The organism is Lentzea xerophila, from assembly GCF_051094245.1.
Taxonomy (GTDB): Bacteria; Actinomycetota; Actinomycetes; order Mycobacteriales; family Pseudonocardiaceae; genus Lentzea; species Lentzea xerophila.
Genome location: NZ_CP194934.1, coordinates 8,432,796 through 8,449,891, shown reverse-complemented (window position 1 = coordinate 8,449,891; position 17,096 = coordinate 8,432,796). Strand labels below are relative to the sequence as shown.

Genomic DNA, 17,096 nt, shown 5'->3' with positions numbered 1-17,096 from the left:
TGAGTTCCGTGAGCGCACCGGAGTCGCAGATCAGCAGCCGAGTTCCGCTGCTGCTACGGGTAAGTGCCGCGCTGAGCTGGCGGTTCGTCGTCGTGGTGGCCGCGCTGTACGTGGTCGCGTACGTGCTGGGTTTCCTCGCGTCGATAGTGATCCCTGTCGCAATCGCCCTGCTGCTGGCCGCGCTGCTGTCGCCGGGCGTCGCGAAACTCGTCGAGTGGCGGGTGCCGCGGGGCGTGGCGACGACGGTGATGATGATCATCGGCATCGGTGTGCTCGGCGGCGTGCTGACGTTCGTGATCAGTGAGTTCTCCCGCGGTCTCCCCGAGCTGCAGTCGCAGGTGGCGGCGTCGCTCGACACGATCCAGAAGTGGCTCAAGGACGGGCCCGCGCACCTGTCCGACCAGCAGCTGCAGACCTACATCGACGAGATCGTGCAGACGATCAAGGAGAACCAGGCCGAGATCACGTCCGGCGCGCTCACCACCGCCGCGACGCTGGGCGAGCTGCTGACGGGCCTGCTGCTCGCCCTGTTCACGTTGATCTTCTTCCTGCACGACGGCGATGGCATCTGGCGCTTCGTGACCCGTGCGGTACCTCGCGACGTGCGCCGACGTGTCGACGTGGCAGGCCGACGCGGGTTCAGCTCGCTCGTTTCCTATGTGCGCGCGACGGCGGCCGTGGCGGTCGTCGACGCCGTGGGTGTCGGCATCGGGCTGGCGATCATCGGCGTGCCACTGGTGGTGCCGCTGTCGGCGTTGGTGTTCCTCGGTGCGTTCATCCCGATCATCGGTGCCGTGTTCACCGGTGCCGTGGCGGTGTTGGTCGCGTTGGTGACCAACGGGCCCATCGCCTCTTTGATCGTGCTGGCCGTGCTCATCGGCGTGATGCAGTTGGAGTCGCACGTGCTGCAGCCGTTGCTGCTGGGCCGCGCGGTCAAGCTGCACCCGCTGGCCGTGGTGCTCGCCATCGCGGGCGGGTTGGTCGTGGGCGGCATCGCCGGGGCGCTACTGGCCGTGCCGCTGCTGGCGGTGCTGAACTCCGGGATCCGGTCGCTGATCTCGGACGCGGACGCGGAGCAGAAGCCTGAGCAGGTGGACGTGCTCAACCCGCAGGACACGGCGCCGAAGGACGACACGAGCGAGCGGGTGGAGGAGCTCTAACCCAGCCCTCGACGCGCAAGCCGACGCTAGGCCATCGAGACGAGGTTGCGCCGACAGCTGCGCAGGCCACGTAACACCGCCGCGTACATACACGGCTCGACCGCTCGGCCGGGGATGCTCGGAGCGAAAGTCCGGTGACACCAGGCCCGCACGGTCCGGGTCATGGACACGAACAGCAAGCTGCGGCCGTGGTACATCGACCGGATCGAGTGCCCGGACAGGACTGGCCGAGAACCTGCGCACGACGAGGAGGAGTGCGGCCTCTGCTTTGGCTCCGGCGAACTCGACGAACGCTAGGCCATCGAGACGAGGTTGCGGCCGTACGCCTTGGCCGCCAGCAACGCCGCGTCCGCCGCCACCAGCAGGTCCGGCAGCTCGTAGCCGAACCGGGTCGTGGTGGACACTCCGATCGACACGGTCAGCCCGCGCAGCTCGCGCGGCTTGCCGTCCGTCGCCATCGTGGGCACGCGGAGGGCCGCCACGGCCTTGCGCACGCGTTCGGCGACGTGCTCGGCTTCGTCCGGGGTGGCTTCGGGGAGCAGGACGACGAACTCCTCGCCGCCGAACCGACCTACAAGGTCGCCGCGGCGGACGGTGCCGCGCAGCAGCAGGGAGATCGCGGCGAGGGCTGCGTCGCCCGCCAGGTGGCCGACCTCGTCGTTGACCTTCTTGAAGTGGTCGAGGTCGAGGAGCATCACGGCCATCGGGCGGGTGCGGCCGGAGCCCTTGGCCAGTTCGTAGCGGGCTCGGCTGTCCCAGTGCACGGCGTTGGCGAGGCCGGTCTTGGCGTCGCGCTGGGCCGAGCGGCGCCACTGCGGGAGCTGGGCGGCGCGTTCGAGCAGGGCCAGGGGCGGGCCGGCGATCAGGGCGTGGACGGCGTTCGACTGCGCCACGCAGCCCATCAGGCCGCCGATCGACACCGCGACGATGCCGAGGATGACGTCGATGGGTTCGCCGACGTTCTCCTCGAAGGTGGCGGTCGGGGTGCGCAGCTTCAGGCCGAACGCGATCAACGCCGCGCGCACGGCCAGCAGGACGGCGGCGCCCAGGACCATCACCAGCAGGTTGGCGTGCGGGTCGGCCCAGCCGAGCAGGTAGCGGGTGCCGAAGACGGCCACCGTCGTGGCGCTCAGGGTGAACAGCCAGCGGTGGGTCTCGGGGCGTTGCGCGAGCAGGCAGTGCAGCGCGGGTCCGAAGAGGAGCAGCACCATCAGGTTCGGCGGCAGGGCGATGATGCCGGCCGTCAGGTAGGAGAGGTGGGCTGCCCAGGGGTTGCGTTCGGTCTCACCGAGACGGTGGCTGTAGATGGAGCTGCAGATGATCACCGCGCCCGCGGTGCCGGCGATCGCGCCGAACCTGGCGATTTCGGACGGTGACGGCGTCTCGGAGGAGAGGATCGCGTAGGTGACGGTGGCGAGGGCGGCCACGTCGATGAACAACCAGTAGCCGAGCGCGGGCCGCCGCAACCTCCACACCGGCCAGTCGCGCACCCTGCATCGCCCTCCCCCGAACCCCGAGAGCGTCGCACATTCCTCCGTTCGGCAGAAGACGGCCACCTGGGGGTTAGCCAGGACACGTTCACACGGCAGGATGGTGTCCGAAGGGAGCACAGCGTGCGCAAAGAGCCTGCCGAACGTGTGACGAAGGTGATCGACGACCCGGCTACGCCCCTGTGGCGCGGGACGATTGCGCTACGCATAGTCACATTCCTGTTCGCGGCGGCGAACGTGATCGCGAACCAGTCCGGCTTCGTCCGGCCGTGGCTCGCGTGGGCGACGCTCGGCGTGATGGCGCTGTGGTCCGTCTTCACCAGCCGCGCGTACAGCACGACGTGGGGCAGGCGGTGGCCGCTCGTGCTGGTCGACCTGGCCCTGACCTGCGGACTCATGTCGTTGTCGCCGCTGATCATGTCCGACCACCAGCTGCTGACCCTGAACGTCCCGCTGATCACGACGATCTGGGCGTGCGTTCCGGCGGTCGCGCTCGGTGCGCTCGGCGGAGCCGCCGCCGGCTTCGCGGGCGGGCTGACGGTCGGCCTCTTCACCTACCTGTCGAAGGGCGTGCCGAGCCTCGACCTGCTGCGCGACGTCGTGCTGCTGGCCGGCGCCGGCATGGTCGTCGGCATGGCCTCGGCCACCGCGCGGCGTTCGGCGGTGCGGCTCGCCCAGGCACTCAGGACGGAGGCGGCGACGGCGGAACGCGAGAGGCTCGCCCGGTCGATTCACGACAGCGTGCTGCAGGTCCTCGCCCGCGTGCGCAAGCGCGGCCTGGAGGCCGGTGGCGAGGCCGCCGAACTGGCCCGGCTGGCGGGGGAGCAGGAGGTCGCGCTGCGCAACCTGGTGGCCGCCGCGCCTGCCGACTCCACTGTGGACGGGGAGATCGACCTGCGGCCCGGCCTGCAGCTCCTCGCCACGCCCAGGATCCAGGTGTCCACACCGGCCACCCAGGTCATGCTGAAGGCGACGGCCGCGGGTGAGCTCACGTCGCTGGTCCGCGAAGCACTGTCCAACGTGGACAAGCACGCCGGCGAGGACGCCAGGGCGTGGGTGCTGCTGGAGGATCTCGGGGAAGAGGTCGTGCTCAGCGTCAGGGACGATGGACCGGGGATCCCGGAAGGCCGGATCGCGGACGCCGCCGCGGAGGGCAGGATGGGCATCGAGAAGTCGATCAAAGGCCGGGTGGAGTCGCTCGGCGGCACGCTGGAGCTCCAGACCGGGCCGGGGGAGGGCACGGAATGGGAGGTTCGAGTGTTCAGGAAGGGGGCGGCAGGATGACGGTCTCGGTGATGGTCGTGGACGACCACCCGATGTGGCGCGAAGGCGTGGCGCGCGATCTCCAGGAACGCGGGTTCGACGTCGTGGCGACCGCGGGCGACGCGCCCTCGGCCGTGCGCATCGCGAAGGCCGTGCGGCCCAACGTGGTGCTGATGGACCTCAACCTCGGTGAGCTCTCCGGCGTCGACGCCACCCTGATGATCACCAGTGAGCTGCCGGAGACGCGCGTGCTGGTGCTGTCCGCGTCCGGTGAGCACGACGACGTGCTGCAGGCCGTGAAGGCGGGCGCGTCCGGTTACCTGGTGAAGTCGGCGTCCTCGGAGGAGCTCGTCGAGGCCGTGTCCCGCACCGCCGCCGGCGACGCCGTGTTCACCGCCGGCCTCGCGGGCCTGGTGCTGGGCGAGTACCGGCGCATGGCCGCCGCACCCGACGACTCGGAGGAGAAGCCGCAGCTCACCGATCGGGAGACCGAGGTGCTGCGGCTCGTGGCCAAGGGCCTGACCGCACGACAGATCGCGAACCGCCTGGTGATCTCCCACCGCACGGTCGAGAACCACGTCCAGTCGACGTTGCGGAAACTCCAACTGCACAACCGGGTGGAGTTGGCGCGTTATGCAATCGAGCACGGTCTCGACGTCGAACCGGAGGCGGAGAAATGACAGATCCCAGAGTGTTACGCGTGTCCGACGCGGAACGTGAGCACGTCGTCACCCTGCTGAACAAGGCGGTGGGCCGCGGCATGATCACGCTCGACGAGTTCACCTCCCGCACGGACACCGCGTTGAGCGCGAAGACCCGCGCCGACCTGAACGCCGTGCTGGTCGACCTGCCCGGCATGGTCAACAACGAGCTGGCGCACGCGCGGACCGAACTGAAGAACACGATGGGCACCACCACTCGCAAGGGCCACTGGATCGTGCCGAGCGAGCTCGTCATCCGGAACACCCTCGGCACCACGAACCTCGACTTCACCGCGGCCGACGTGCCGCCGGTCGTCAACGTCGACCTCGACGTGTCGTTCGGTTCGGTGAAGCTCCTGCTGCCAGCGGGTTCGTCGGTCGACACCAACGCCGTGGAGATCACCGCGGGCGACCTCAAGGACAAGGTCCGCAACGCCGTCGGCAACCCCCACTTCCAGCTCAAGGGCGCGGTGCGCGGCGGGACCGTGGTGATCAAGCGGAAGCGCTGATCGAAGAAGTTCACCTATAAAGCTGAACTGCACAAGGACTTCAGAAAGTCCCGATGGACTACACAAGCGGCGAGGGTGACACTTCCCGCATGAAGGCTCTCGTCAAGGTCGCCGCTGGGCCTGGCCTCGAACTGACCGACGTCCCGGACCCCACCCCGGGAGCGACGGACGTGCTGGTCAGAGTGCTGCGAACCGGCATCTGCGGCACCGACCTGCACATCGACTCGTGGGACGACTGGGCCGCGGCCAACATCAAGGCACCGCTGGTCCTCGGGCACGAGTTCGTCGGCGAGGTCGTCGAGGTGGGCGCCGCCGTCACCGGCGTCAAGGTGGGCGACCTGGTCAGCGGCGAGGGCCACCTCGTGTGCGGGACGTGCCGCAACTGCAAGGCCGGCCGACGGCACCTGTGCGCCAACACGCGTGGCCTCGGCGTGCACTCCAACGGCGCGTTCGCGCAGTACGTCGTGCTGCCCGAGCAGAACGCCTGGGTGCACCGCACGGCCGTCGACCTGGACGTGGCCGCCATCTTCGACCCGTTCGGCAACGCCGTGCACACGGCGCTGAGCTTCCCGGTCATCGGCGAGGACGTGATCATCACGGGCGCCGGGCCGATCGGCATCATGGCCGCCGCCGTCGCCAAGCACGCGGGCGCGCGCAACGTCGTGATCACCGACATCTCCGAGCACCGCCTCGACCTCGCGCGCAAGGTCGGCGTCGACCTCGCGGTGAACGTCGCCGAGAAGACGATCGAGCAGGCTCAGCAGGAGCTCGGCATGGCCGAGGGCTTCGACGTCGGCATGGAGATGTCCGGCAAGCCGGTCGCGCTCCAGAGCATGATCGCGAACATGGCGCACGGCGGTCGCATCGCGATGCTGGGCCTGCCCGCGGAGGAGTTCGGCGTCGACTGGAGCAGCGTCGTGCTGAAGATGCTGCACATCAAGGGGATCTACGGCCGCGAGATGTTCGAGACCTGGTACTCGATGACCGTGCTGCTGCAGCGCGGCCTCGACCTCGCGCCGGTCATCACCCACCGGTACGACCACACGCGGCACGCGGAGGCGTTCGCCACCGCGCGCGAAGGCAAGTGCGGCAAGGTCATCCTCGACTGGACGGGAGCCTGATGTACGGCGAGCTGAAGAACGACCTGGTCAAGACGATCGGGGAGATCAGGGAGGCCGGGCTCTACAAGTCCGAGCGCGTGATCGGCACCCCGCAGAACGCCACCGTCCGGGTCGGCCAGGGTGACGAGGTCCTGAACTTCTGCGCCAACAACTACCTCGGTCTGGCCGACCACCCGCAGCTGATCGAGGCGGCCAAGAAGGCCCTCGACGACTGGGGCTTCGGCATGGCCTCGGTGCGGTTCATCTGCGGCACCCAGGAGCCGCACAAGGAACTGGAGCGCAAGCTCAGCGAGTTCCTCGGCACCGAAGACACGATCCTCTACAGCTCGTGCTTCGACGCGAACGGCGGCCTATTCGAGACGCTGCTCGGCGCCGAGGACGCGATCATCTCCGACGAGCTGAACCACGCGTCGATCATCGACGGCGTGCGGCTGTCCAAGGCCAAGAGGTTCCGCTACAAGAACCGCGACATGGACGACCTGGAGCGCCAGCTCAAGGACGCGGCCGACGCGCGCTACCGGTTGATCGCGACCGACGGCGTGTTCTCGATGGACGGCTACCTCGCGCCGCTGGACGAGATCTGCGACCTGGCCGAACGCTACAACGCGCTGGTCATGGTCGACGACTCGCACGCCGTCGGCTTCACCGGCCCGACCGGCCGCGGCACCCCGGAACTGTTCGGCGTGCAGGACCGCGTCGACATCGTCACCGGCACCCTCGGCAAGGCGCTGGGCGGCGCGTCTGGCGGTTACACGTCCGGTCGCGCGGAGATCGTCGAACTGCTGCGCCAGCGCTCGCGCCCGTACCTGTTCTCGAACTCGCTCGCGCCCTCGATCACCGCCGCCGCGATCGCCACGCTGGACATGCTGTCGAACTCCTCCGAGCTGCTCGGCCGGCTCAGGGAGAACACCGAGCTGTTCCGCCGGCGCATGACCGAGGAGGGCTTCGACCTGCTGCCCGGCGAGCACCCGATCATCCCGGTGATGATCGGTGACGCGGCCGAGGCGGCCAGGCTCGCGGACCTGCTGCTGGAGCAGGGCATCTACGTGATCGGCTTCTCGTACCCGGTCGTGCCGCACGGCAAGGCGCGGATCCGCACGCAGATGTCGGCCGCGCACACCACGGAGGACGTGAACCGGGCGGTCGACGCGTTCGTCGCCGCACGCGCCAAGATGTGACCCCGATCACTTCTCAGTAAGAATTCCGGCGATCGGCGCACTACCTCGTGAAGAGGGAGGGGGCGGTCGTGGAGGACTTCTCAGCTGTCTACCGCGAGTGCTACCCACGGGTGCTCGCCTACGCGGCGAGCCACGCGGGTACCAGGCTCGCCGAGGACATCACCAGCGAGACCTTCACGATCGCCTGGCGCAAGCTCGACCAGATGCCCGCCAACGCGCTGCCGTGGCTGCTCGGCATCGCGCGCAACCTGGTTCGCGCTTCCCGGCGCCAGGTGTGGCACGACGAGCTCACCGACGTCGCGGCGGACGACGACTACGCCGTGATCGAGCTGCGGGCGGCTCTCGCGAGCCTGTCCGAGGTCGATCAGGAAGTCCTCACGCTGATCGCGTGGCACGGGTTGACGCCGGTCGAGGCCGCGAAGGTGCTCAGCTGCACCAGTGCAACGTTCTACGTGCGCCTTCACCGCGCCCGACGGCGGTTGCGCACCGCTCTCTCGACACCGACCCACGACCGTGCGAGGGAGTCATGGAAGACCTCCTGAAGAACCTGGCGCAGGCCAAGCCGCGCACTCCCGAGGTCGACTCCGAGCGGATGGAACGCGACCTGGTGCGCATCACCTCGATGCCACGGCCGGCGCGGTCCAGGCCGCAGTTCTACCGGCGGTTCGCCCCCCTGCTGGTCGCGGCCGGGGTGATAGCGCTCGTGGTGGTCCTGCTGCCCCGGCCCACTCCGCCCGTTCAGCCCGCCGCGCCGCCGCAGTGGTGGCACGTGCTGACCCACCAGCGGTCGCTGATGCTCGTCGGCGACCCGGCGAACCCGTACCTCGTGTCGTTCGACTCCAAGACCGACCGCTGGGTGACCAGCGGCACCGAGGTCGCGGTCGTCCAGAAGGACGGCAACGTGGATCCCTACTCACATCTCGACGAGGCCAAGTGGGAGACGGCGGGCAGGCCGGCAACGGCACCCCAGGTCGGCGGCAGCCGTTCCGTGCGCATCGGGCCGATGAAACCCGCCGTGCAGAAGACCGCCGTCTCCGGGTTCCAGATGTCGATGCACAGCCCCGTGCGGCTGGACTCGTTCGACTCGCTGCCCGCGGACCCGGTGGAGTTGAGGAAGACGCTGGAAACCCTCGTCGGCAAGGACGCGTACCGGGTCGCGACGCTCGCGATGGGGCTGATGGCCGCGAACGTGAGCGACGCCCAGCGGCAGGCGGTGTTCGAGCTGCTCAAGACGCTCGACGGGGTGCGGTTCCTCGGCGAGGTGCCGGTGCGCGAGGACGACTGGGGCGTCGGCGTGGCGATCGCCGCGCCGACGGCCTTCCAGTTCTCCGATGTCGAGACCCAGCTGGTGATCAACCCGGAGACCGGCCTGCCGGTCGTGAAGCGGGACGTGATCACCACACCCCAGTACGGCCTGCCCGCGGGCATGTTCATCTCCGAGGAGAGGTACCTGCTGCTGGACCGGACGTCCATCGACCCGATCGTGCCCCAGGACGTCCCCGTGAACGCCGGAGTGGAATCCCCCATCATTGAGCGGTGATCGACCCACGACGGCTCCGCGTGCTGCGCGCACTCGCCGACCACGGCACGGTGACGGCCGCGGCCGCCGCCCTGCACCTCACGCCGTCGGCGGTGTCGCAGCAGCTCGCGGCCCTGGAGTCCGAGGCGGGGCACCCGTTGCTGCTGCGCAAGGGCCGCCGCGTGTCGCTGACCCCGGCCGGTGAGCTGCTGGTCGCGCACGCCCACGTCGTCGCGGCGGAGCTGGAACGCGCACAGGCCACTTTGGACGCTCTCGCCTCGGGTTCGTCCGGCCGGGTCGCGGTCGCCGCCTTCGCCTCGGCGATCACGCAGGTGGTGGCGCCCGCGCTGGCGGCGTTGAAGAAGCGGTCGATCGAACTGTCCGTGCGCGACGCCGAGGGGCACGAGAGCGTGCGGCTGCTGCTGGACGGCGAGATCGACGTGGCGATCACCGAGGAGCACCGCACCACAGACCGCTTCACCCGCTTCCCGCTCTACACCGAGCCCTTCGACGTGGTCCTGCCGCCGGGACACCCCCTGACCGGCCCGGTGGACCTGGCCGCGCTGGCCGGCGAGGACTGGGTGGTCACACTGCCCGGCAACCCGTTGCGCGACGTCGTGGAGATGGCGTGCGCGCAAGCCGGCTTCACCCCGCGGATCCGGCACACGTCCGACGACTTCCGGGCCATCGAGGCGCTGGTGGCGGCGGGAGCCGGGGTGGCGCTGGCACCCCGGAACGCCGTCCGCGGTGTCCCGGTGGCCGGTGTCGCGCCGCTGCGCCGGGTGGTGGCGGCCGTGCGCCGGGGGTCGGAGGACCACCCGTTGATCAGCGCGGTCCTCGGAGAACTGCGGCCGGGCTAGGGCGGCAGTGAGGTTCAGGGCGGCGGGATCGTCACGCGCAGCTTGGCCGCGATGCGCGTCAACGCCTGGCGATCGGCGGCGCTGAGCGGGTCGAGCACGAACTCCCGGACCGTGCGCAGGTGCGTGGGCGCGGCCGCCTCGACCACCTCGAAGCCCGCGTCGGTGAGCTCGGCGACGGTGTAGCGGCCGTCGTCGGGATCAGGCGACCGCACGACCCAGCCACGCTGCTCGAACCGCTTGACCACGTTGGACAACCGCGACAGCGACCCGTTCGCCAGGTGCGCGAGCTCGCTCATCCGCATGCGGCGGTCCGGCGCCTCCGAGACGTGGCTGAGCACCAGGTAGTCGAAGAGGCTCAGCCCCGACTCCTGCTGCAGCGGCGCCTCCAGCCGGCCGGGCATCAGCAGCAGCAACGAGACCAGCCCGGTCCAGGCCTCCTTCTCCTCGGCGTTCAGCCACTCCATGCGCCGCAGCTTACTTCACGCTTGAAGTCGTGCTAGCGTTGACTTCAAGCGTGAAGTGATCGAAGGGAACAACTCATGAGCAAGCCGCAGTTCTTCGCCACGCCCGGATACGGCGAGACGCAGCTGAAGAACCTGCACTACAGCCAGGCCGTACGCATCGGCGACCGCGTCGAGACGTCAGGTCAGGGCGGCTGGGACGACGACTTCGAGTTCCCCGAGTCGCTCGAAGACGAGATCGTGCGCGCGTTCGACAACGTCGAGCGCACCCTTGTCGCGGCGGGCTCCACTTGGGCCGACGTCGTGCACGTGAACTCGTACCACGTGCTCGGCGACGACTCGTTCGACGACCACAACCGCGTTATGGTCGAACAGTTCCGTGCGCGCATGGGTGACCGTGCTCCTATTTGGACGGAAAGCGGAGTCGTCGCACTTGGGCATCCGAAAATGCGCATCGAGATTCGGGTGACCGCCGTCTCCAGCTGACTTGGACCAGTTCCGAAAACCGTGCTGCCGAACGGCTGAAGAACTCTCTGGTGACATGGTTGGGCGGCCGAGGCCGCCCAACCACCGGACCGGCTAGGCGTACCCGGTCCGCCACTCGTCGCAGTCGTCGAACCACGCCTCCTCGATGCAGGTGCGGAACTTGACCGCCCGGTTCTCACCGAAGTTGTGGTCGAACTTCACCCGCACACCGACCTCGGCCGAGCCTCGGTGCGTGCCGTGCTGCGCTTGGCCGTTCTTCTTGATGTAGGCGTATTCCACGTACGGCACGCCGCTGTGGTAGTTGGACATCTTGGTGACGGTGAAGCTGTCGCCGTAGGCCTTGAACTCCGTGCGCGCGACCAGGTGGCCGTCGATGACCAGGTCGCTGACCTCGTCCTGACTGAGCGTGCTGACCGGGCTCGCCGACGCGGTGCCGGCGCCGACGGCGGCGGCCGCGAGGGCGAAGGCCACGGCCGCCACGCGAACTCCGATGGTCTTCACGTGTCGTCTCCCCTTCGAGTATTTCGAGAAAGTCGAGGCACGCGGAGGTTTAGGCATAGCCGGTCCGCCACTCGTCGCAGTCGTCGAGCCACGCTTCGGAAATGCACGTACGGAACTTGACCGCACGGTTCTCACCGAAGTTGTGGTCGAACTTCACCCGCACACCGACCTCGGCGGAGCCGTAGTGCACGCCGGTCTGCAACTGACCGTTGATCTTGATGTACTCGTACTCCACGTACGGCACGCCGTCGTGGTAGTTGGACTTCTTGGTGACGGTGAAGCTGTCGCCGTAGGACTTGAACTCCGTGCGTGCCACGAACCGGTTGTTGATCATCAGGTCGCTGTTGGCGTCCTGGCTGAACGTGCTCACCGGACTCGCCGACGCGGTGCCGGCCACAACGCCTCCGGCCGCGGCCAGCGCGGCGAGAACCACGGTCGCGACGCGGATTCCACTGGAACTCACTCGTTTCCCCCTTCGAGTTCTTCCTGAAGACACAACAAATCTCCACCACGCCACCAACATGGGGCTCCCGTTCTCGCTACTACCGTTGACCTGCGGGAACCTCGGTCGCTGAACGGATCCTGAACGGTCGCCGAACAGCCGATTGGCGCGACTGCGATGGCGCCCTAGCATCGGTGGACCGCGGTGCTCAGGGGGACGAGTGCGATACCGGTTGCTGGGGCCTGTCGAAGTGCGGCGTGCGGACGTGCCGATACCGGTGACAGGTCGCAAACGGCGAACCCTCCTCGCCGCGCTCCTGCTGTCATCGGGGCGGCTGGTTCCCGTCGACCGCCTGCTGCACCTGTTGTGGGGACCGCGGCCGCCCGCATCCGTCCGTGCCCAGCTGCACAACCACGTGTCCGCGCTGCGCGGGTGTGTACCGGGTGTCCAGGGCGGAGCGCATGGCTACCGGATCGACGTGGGGCCTGGCGAGCTGGATCTGGCGGAGTTCGACGAACGGGTCCGTTCGGCCGGTACTGGCGACGACGGGCACGCGGCGAGACAGTTGCGCGCGGCACTGGACCTGTGGTCCGAGCCCGTGCTGGGCGGGGTTACCGACGAGCTCCGCGACGCGGTGGTTCCCGGTCTGGTCGAACGGCGTCTGTCGGCTCTGTGCTCGTGGATCGACGCCGAACTTCGCCTGGGACATCACGAGGAACTACTGCCGGAGTTGCGGGTGCTCACAGCTGAGCACCCGATGGACGACCGGTTCCCGCACCGGCTGGTGCTCGCGTTGCACCGCTGTGGCCGGCAGGCCGAGGCGCTGAGCGTCTTCGACGACGCGCGCCGGGTGCGCCGCGACGAGCTGGGACTGGACGTGACGCCGGCGCTACGGGACCTGCATCGTGCTGTACTGGCGGCGGATCCGGAACTCGACGCGCCCGCCACCACCCGTCGCGACGTGCTGATCCGGGTCCTGGGTCCTGTCGAGGTGCGCGGGCACCGGGCGGGTGGCCCGCAACAGCGCGCCCTGCTCGGGCTGCTGGCCGTGCACGCGGGCACCATCGTGCCGACCGAGCGGCTGGCCGAGTACCTGTGGGGCGACGCGGCGCCGTCGAACATACGCGGCACCGTGCAGGTGTACGTGTCGCGACTGCGCAAGCTGCTGCGCGACGAGCCCGGCGTCACGATCACCACCACCGCGTCGGGTTATCGCCTCGATCTGCCGCGTGAACTCGTCGACCTGCACCTGTTCCGCGACACGGCGGAGCCTGGGCTGTGGCGCGGACGCCCGTTCGCCGACGTGAGGGGCGGGCCGGAGCTCGAGCGGCTGGTCTCCGCGCTTGCGTCCGAGCAGCAGGCCGGACCTCCGGTGCCCGCTCAGCTGCCGCCTGGCATCGCCGACTTCGTCGGCCGCGACGTCGAAGGCAAGCAGCTGGCGGCGGTGCTCGACGAATGGAGATCACGCGACTGCCCGGTGACTGCCGTGGTCCTGCTCACCGGGTCGGCAGGGGTCGGCAAGACCGCGCTGGCCGTGCGATGGAGCCACGAGCTGGCCGATCACTTCCCCGACGGCGTGCTGTACGCGAACCTCCGCGGCTACAGCCGCGAGGAGCCGGAACCGGTGATCGGAGTGCTCGGCCGGTTCCTGCGCGCTCTGGGCGTGCCGGCGGACAGTGTTCCGGCTTCCGCCGAGGAGGCCTCGGCGCTGTACCGGTCTCTGCTGGCGGACAAGCAGGTGCTGGTCGTGCTGGACAACGTGCGAGAACCCGCCACGGTCCGGCAGTTGCTCCCAGGGTCACCGCGCGGATTGGTCGTGGTCACGAGCCGGCACGACCTGGGTGGTCTGGTCGCCCGCGACGGCGCGCGCAGGATCGTCGTCGGCCGCTTCACCCCCGAGCACTCGGTCGAACTCTTCCGCAGGGTCCTCGGTCCGGAAGCGGTGCAGGAGGACATGATGCTGTTCGAGGACCTCTCGCGCCGCTGCGCGCACCTGCCGCTCGCACTCCGCGTCGCCGCCGAGCGGCTGACCAGGCGGTCGCCGGACGATTTGCTCGACGACACGACCCTGGACCTGCTCGACGGCGACGACCCCGACAGCGCCGTGCGCGCCGTGTTCTCCTGGTCCTACCGCGTGCTCGAACTGGGCCCGGCGTCGGCGTTCCGGCTGCTCGGCGCCTGTCCCGGCACCGACGCCGACATCCGCACCGCGGCGGCGTTGCTGGGCACATCGATCCGCGAGGCGCGCCGCACCATGGACACGCTCGTCCGTGCCCACCTCGTCGAGGAACACCGCCCCGGCCGATACCAACTGCACGACCTGCTGCGTTCCTACGCAGCCGAGCTCGCAGGCGACGCCGACGTGCGAGGTGCCATCGACTGGTACTGCGCCACCGCGACCACGTGCATGAACCTCGTGGACCCCCATCGCCGCAAGGCCGAACCCCCCGCCGGCGGGAACACCGAGCGCTATCCCCTACCCACCACCGAGGACGAGGCCCTGGCGTGGCTCGAGACCGAGCGCGCGAACCTGGTCGCGGTGTGCCGCTACGCCGCGGCCCGCGACCTGCCGGAGGGCTGGTACCTGCCGCACACCCTCAACCGCTACTTCCTGCGGGCCCGCCACATCGACGACTGGATCACCACCGGCACAGCCGCGCTGTCCTGCGCCGTCCGGCTGGCCGATCCGGTCGCCGAGGCCGAGACTCACACCCACCTCGCCAGTGCCTACGCGAACACCGCCCGGCTGTCCGAGGCCATCGTCCACCACGAACGCGCGCTGGAACTGCATCGCCTCGTCGGGAGCACGCACGGCGAAGCGGTGGCGCTCGCGAACCTCGGCACGGTCCACCACCGGATGGGCGCCCTCACCGAGGCCGCGGACCACTACGAGGCAGCGGTGCGGATCCTTGCCGCGGTGGGCGACGAACGCAACGAGTCGATCGTCGTGACCAACCTCGCCGCGGTGCACAACATGGTGGGCCGCCACGACGCCGCTCTCACGACCGGATCCCGGGCGCTGGCACTCGCGCAGAGGTCGAATGACCTCGGTGCCCAGACGCACGCGACGCGGATCATGGGCATCGCGCACAGAGAGCTGGGTGATCTCACGGCGTCACTGCGCTGTCTCGAATCGGCGCTGGACACCGCCCGCCGAAGCGGTGACGACAGCGACGAAGGCTTGGTGCTTCAGGAGATCGCGGCCGTCCACAGTCACCGGGGAGACCACCGGACGGCCGTCGCGCTGCTCGAGACCTCGATGGAGATCAGCCGGCGCGTGGACGATCCGACGATGACCGGCATCGTCCTGGTGGATCTGGGAGAGGCGCTCCGAGCGGCAGGAGACCACAGCGCGGCTCGCGTCCGCATCGAGGAAGGCCTGCGCCACGCTCGCCAGGCCGGTGACGAGCACCAGACGAGCCGCGCCGAACAACTGCTCGAGGACTTCGGCTGAAGTATCCGCGCGGGAGACACCGCCAGCCGACCAGACGGGGGGATGACACGTGTCAGGCGAACCGGGCTGAGGACGGTTGCCACAGCTGGAACGGCGGCGCCGAGGCCAAGGACGATCTGGTCCACTTCGACTACATGTGCGGAGTTCGCGATGAACGCAGACGAGCGGCCGCCCACTGTGAGCTGGCAACCTCGACGAACTGCTGCTCGCTGACGGGTGCCGCGAGGTGACGTGAGGGCATCGCCCTCACGTCGATCACACGACCAGGTGAAGCCTTAGTGCGGGGCGCGGGCCGCTAGCTTCGCCGAGGCCGGGTCGCCCGCCGCCAGCGCGCCGCGTGCCGCGAGCTGGCAGATGTCCATGCTCGACGTCGCGAGCCGGGCGCCGACGCCGGACAGGGCCGTGTGGTTCATCGACAGCGACGTCACGCCGAGGCCGATGAGCACGCACGCGAGCAACGGGTCGGCTGCGGCCTCGCCGCAGACGCCGACGGGCTTGCCGGTGGCGGTCGCCGCCTCGCCGACCAGGGCGATCAGGCGCAGCAGCGCGGGCTGCCATGGGTCGTTCAGCGCGGCCACGCCGCCCAGCTGGCGGTCGGCGGCGAAGACGTACTGGGCCAGGTCGTTGGTGCCGATCGAGATGAAGTCGACGACCTGCAGGATCTCGCGTGCCGACAGGGCGGCGGACGGGACCTCGACCATCACGCCGGCGCGCTGGATGCCTGCCGCGCGGGCGCGTTCGACGAACCAGGCTGCCTCGGCGGCGGTCGCGACCATCGGGGCCATGACCGAGACGTCGGCGCCCGAGGACGTTGCGGCGGCGGCGATGGCTTCGAGCTGGCGGTCGAGGACCTCGGGGCGGTCGAAGGCGACGCGCAGGCCGCGGACGCCCAGGGCCGGGTTGGGCTCGGGGTCCGGGTTCAGAAACGCCAGCGGCTTGTCCGCGCCCGCGTCGAGGGTGCGCACCACGACGGGCTTGCCCGCAAACGGCGCCAGTACAGCCTCATAAGCAGCAGTCTGCTCAGCAACGGTCGGTTCCTCCGCGGCGTCCAGGAAACAGAACTCCGTGCGGAACAGGCCGACGCCCTCCGCACCCGCGGCGGCAGCGGCGGCGGCGTCCGCGGGGGAGCCGACGTTGCCGAGCACCTTCACGCGGAGGCCGTCCTTGAGGATGCCGACGCCGTTCCACTCAGCTTTCTTGCCGGAGCCGGCCGTGCGAATCTTGCCGTCCGACTCGCGGACGTGGCCGGTGTCGCCGTCGACGTCGAGAGAGGTGCCCTCGAACGCCAGGATGCCGCGGCACGCGACGACGGCCGGGATGCCCAGTGACCGCGCGAGGATCGCGGTGTGGGAGGTGGGGCCGCCCTCTTCGGTGACGAGGGCGAGGACCTTCGACGGGTCGAGGCCCGCGGTGTCGGCGGGTGCGAGGTCGCGCGCCACCAGCACGGACGGCGACGCGAGGTCGGGTACGCCGGGCGCGGGCAGGCCGAGGAGCTCCGCCACCACGCGGTCGCGGACGTCCTGGACGTCGCGGGCGCGTTCGGCCATGTAGCCACCGGCGGCCTGGAGTGCGGAGATGAACTTGGCCGCGGCCTGGTGCACGGCGCGGGCGGCGGGCAGCGACTCGTCGGCGACGAGCTTCTCGGCGGACTTGATCAGCGACGGGTCGCCGGCCATCGTCGCCGTGGTCTCCAGCACGGCGCGGGCGTCGCCCTCGACCGTCTTCGCGCGCTCCATCAGGCGATGCGCCACGATCTCGGTCGCGGGGCGGATGCGCGCGGCCTCGGCGGCTGTGTCCGCAGGCCGGGGACCCGCCGGGGGTTCCGGCAGGGCCTCCGCGACCCTCACCACGGGACCGGAAGCCCGGCCGCTGCTGACACCGACACCGCTGAGCCGCGTGCTCGACATGGTCTAGACCATACCCTCCGACCGGTAACCCAGGACACAACAGT

The 17,096-nt window shown here is 69.7% G+C and carries 17 protein-coding genes; 12 read left to right on the top strand and 5 right to left on the bottom strand.

The features are described from left to right. The first annotated feature begins 8 nt into the window (after nt 1-8). Both ACRSBM_RS40590 and ACRSBM_RS40585 read left to right on the top strand, forming a co-directional pair. Entirely contained in the window at nt 9-1,160 is a 1,152-nt protein-coding gene (locus tag ACRSBM_RS40590) for an AI-2E family transporter (RefSeq protein WP_434452016.1), read from the top strand. A 162-nt stretch (nt 1,161-1,322) separates the two neighbouring features. Beyond that, nucleotides 1,323-1,457, top strand: coding sequence for a hypothetical protein (locus ACRSBM_RS40585; RefSeq protein WP_434452015.1), 135 nt, complete (start codon nt 1,323-1,325; stop codon nt 1,455-1,457). Here the strand turns inward: ACRSBM_RS40585 and ACRSBM_RS40580 are convergent. Next, complete coding sequence (locus ACRSBM_RS40580; RefSeq protein ID WP_434452014.1) at nt 1,454-2,650, bottom strand: diguanylate cyclase; 1,197 nt, start codon at nt 2,648-2,650, stop codon at nt 1,454-1,456. The two genes, ACRSBM_RS40585 and ACRSBM_RS40580, sit on opposite strands and share 4 nt — an antisense overlap. A 123-nt stretch (nt 2,651-2,773) precedes the next feature. On the opposite strand from ACRSBM_RS40580, the gene macS reads away from it, so the two are divergent. The 8 genes from macS to ACRSBM_RS40540 all read left to right on the top strand — a co-directional run bounded on the left by macS (nt 2,774) and on the right by ACRSBM_RS40540 (nt 9,801). After that, on the top strand, nt 2,774-3,934 hold the full coding sequence (gene macS / locus ACRSBM_RS40575) for a MacS family sensor histidine kinase (RefSeq protein ID WP_434452013.1): 1,161 nt from the start codon (nt 2,774-2,776) through the stop codon (nt 3,932-3,934). Beyond that, entirely contained in the window at nt 3,931-4,593 is a 663-nt protein-coding gene (locus tag ACRSBM_RS40570; protein WP_434452012.1) for a response regulator, read from the top strand. The genes macS and ACRSBM_RS40570 overlap by 4 nt, the downstream gene beginning before the upstream one ends. Before the next feature lie 20 nt (nt 4,594-4,613). Continuing rightward, a complete protein-coding gene (locus tag ACRSBM_RS40565) occupies nt 4,614-5,123 on the top strand; it encodes a DUF1707 SHOCT-like domain-containing protein (RefSeq protein ID WP_434452011.1) in 510 nt (169 codons plus the stop codon). 89 nt (nt 5,124-5,212) lie between these two features. Then, the gene (gene tdh / locus ACRSBM_RS40560) at nt 5,213-6,244 is read left to right on the top strand and encodes an L-threonine 3-dehydrogenase (RefSeq protein WP_434452010.1); all 1,032 of its coding nucleotides are present in this window, start codon (nt 5,213-5,215) and stop codon (nt 6,242-6,244) included. After that, on the top strand, nt 6,244-7,422 hold the full coding sequence (locus tag ACRSBM_RS40555; protein ID WP_434452009.1) for a glycine C-acetyltransferase: 1,179 nt from the start codon (nt 6,244-6,246) through the stop codon (nt 7,420-7,422). The genes tdh and ACRSBM_RS40555 overlap by 1 nt, the downstream gene beginning before the upstream one ends. A 68-nt stretch (nt 7,423-7,490) precedes the next feature. Continuing rightward, entirely contained in the window at nt 7,491-7,964 is a 474-nt protein-coding gene (locus ACRSBM_RS40550; protein ID WP_434452008.1) for an RNA polymerase sigma factor, read from the top strand. After that, nucleotides 7,949-8,962, top strand: a complete 1,014-nt coding sequence (locus ACRSBM_RS40545; RefSeq protein ID WP_434452007.1) for a hypothetical protein — start codon at nt 7,949-7,951, stop codon at nt 8,960-8,962. Before ACRSBM_RS40550 ends, ACRSBM_RS40545 begins: the two co-directional genes overlap by 16 nt. Beyond that, the gene (locus tag ACRSBM_RS40540) at nt 8,959-9,801 is read left to right on the top strand and encodes a LysR family transcriptional regulator (protein WP_434452006.1); all 843 of its coding nucleotides are present in this window, start codon (nt 8,959-8,961) and stop codon (nt 9,799-9,801) included. Before ACRSBM_RS40545 ends, ACRSBM_RS40540 begins: the two co-directional genes overlap by 4 nt. 14 nt (nt 9,802-9,815) lie before the next feature. Here ACRSBM_RS40540 and ACRSBM_RS40535 read toward each other — a convergent pair whose 3' ends face one another. Continuing rightward, entirely contained in the window at nt 9,816-10,265 is a 450-nt protein-coding gene (locus ACRSBM_RS40535; RefSeq protein WP_434452005.1) for a MarR family winged helix-turn-helix transcriptional regulator, read from the bottom strand. Nucleotides 10,266-10,340: 75 nt separating this feature from the next. Here ACRSBM_RS40535 and ACRSBM_RS40530 point away from each other — a divergent pair, with 75 nt between their 5' ends. Then, nucleotides 10,341-10,748 carry a RidA family protein gene (locus tag ACRSBM_RS40530; protein WP_434452004.1) on the top strand — a complete coding sequence of 136 codons (408 nt, stop codon included), beginning with the start codon at nt 10,341-10,343 and terminating at the stop codon, nt 10,746-10,748. Between the two features lie 93 nt (nt 10,749-10,841). Here the strand turns inward: ACRSBM_RS40530 and ACRSBM_RS40525 are convergent, their stop codons facing one another. Beyond that, a complete protein-coding gene (locus ACRSBM_RS40525) occupies nt 10,842-11,249 on the bottom strand; it encodes a hypothetical protein (RefSeq protein WP_434452003.1) in 408 nt (135 codons plus the stop codon). Nucleotides 11,250-11,298: 49 nt separating this feature from the next. Then, nucleotides 11,299-11,712, bottom strand: coding sequence for a hypothetical protein (locus ACRSBM_RS40520; RefSeq protein ID WP_434452002.1), 414 nt, complete (start codon nt 11,710-11,712; stop codon nt 11,299-11,301). A 256-nt stretch (nt 11,713-11,968) separates the two neighbouring features. Between ACRSBM_RS40520 and ACRSBM_RS40515 the strand changes: the two genes are divergently transcribed. Then, nucleotides 11,969-15,145, top strand: a complete 3,177-nt coding sequence (locus ACRSBM_RS40515) for an AfsR/SARP family transcriptional regulator (RefSeq protein ID WP_434452001.1) — start codon at nt 11,969-11,971, stop codon at nt 15,143-15,145. Nucleotides 15,146-15,420: 275 nt separating this feature from the next. Here the strand turns inward: ACRSBM_RS40515 and ptsP are convergent, their stop codons facing one another. Then, on the bottom strand, nt 15,421-17,052 hold the full coding sequence (gene ptsP / locus ACRSBM_RS40510; RefSeq protein ID WP_434452000.1) for a phosphoenolpyruvate--protein phosphotransferase: 1,632 nt from the start codon (nt 17,050-17,052) through the stop codon (nt 15,421-15,423). Nucleotides 17,053-17,096 lie beyond the last annotated feature (44 nt).

Bases quoted from the DNA above. Each gene is read 5' to 3' on its own strand.
- ACRSBM_RS40585 (WP_434452015.1), top strand. From the start codon at position 1,323: ATGGACACGAACAGCAAGCTGCGGCCGTGGTACATCGACCGGATCGAG.
- ACRSBM_RS40570 (WP_434452012.1), top strand. From the start codon at position 3,931: ATGACGGTCTCGGTGATGGTCGTGGACGACCACCCGATGTGGCGCGAA.
- tdh (WP_434452010.1), top strand. From the start codon at position 5,213: ATGAAGGCTCTCGTCAAGGTCGCCGCTGGGCCTGGCCTCGAACTGACC.
- ACRSBM_RS40555 (WP_434452009.1), top strand. From the start codon at position 6,244: ATGTACGGCGAGCTGAAGAACGACCTGGTCAAGACGATCGGGGAGATC.
- ACRSBM_RS40545 (WP_434452007.1), top strand. From the start codon at position 7,949: ATGGAAGACCTCCTGAAGAACCTGGCGCAGGCCAAGCCGCGCACTCCC.
- ACRSBM_RS40535 (WP_434452005.1), bottom strand. From the start codon at position 10,265: ATGGAGTGGCTGAACGCCGAGGAGAAGGAGGCCTGGACCGGGCTGGTC.
- ACRSBM_RS40530 (WP_434452004.1), top strand. From the start codon at position 10,341: ATGAGCAAGCCGCAGTTCTTCGCCACGCCCGGATACGGCGAGACGCAG.
- ptsP (WP_434452000.1), bottom strand. From the start codon at position 17,052: ATGTCGAGCACGCGGCTCAGCGGTGTCGGTGTCAGCAGCGGCCGGGCT.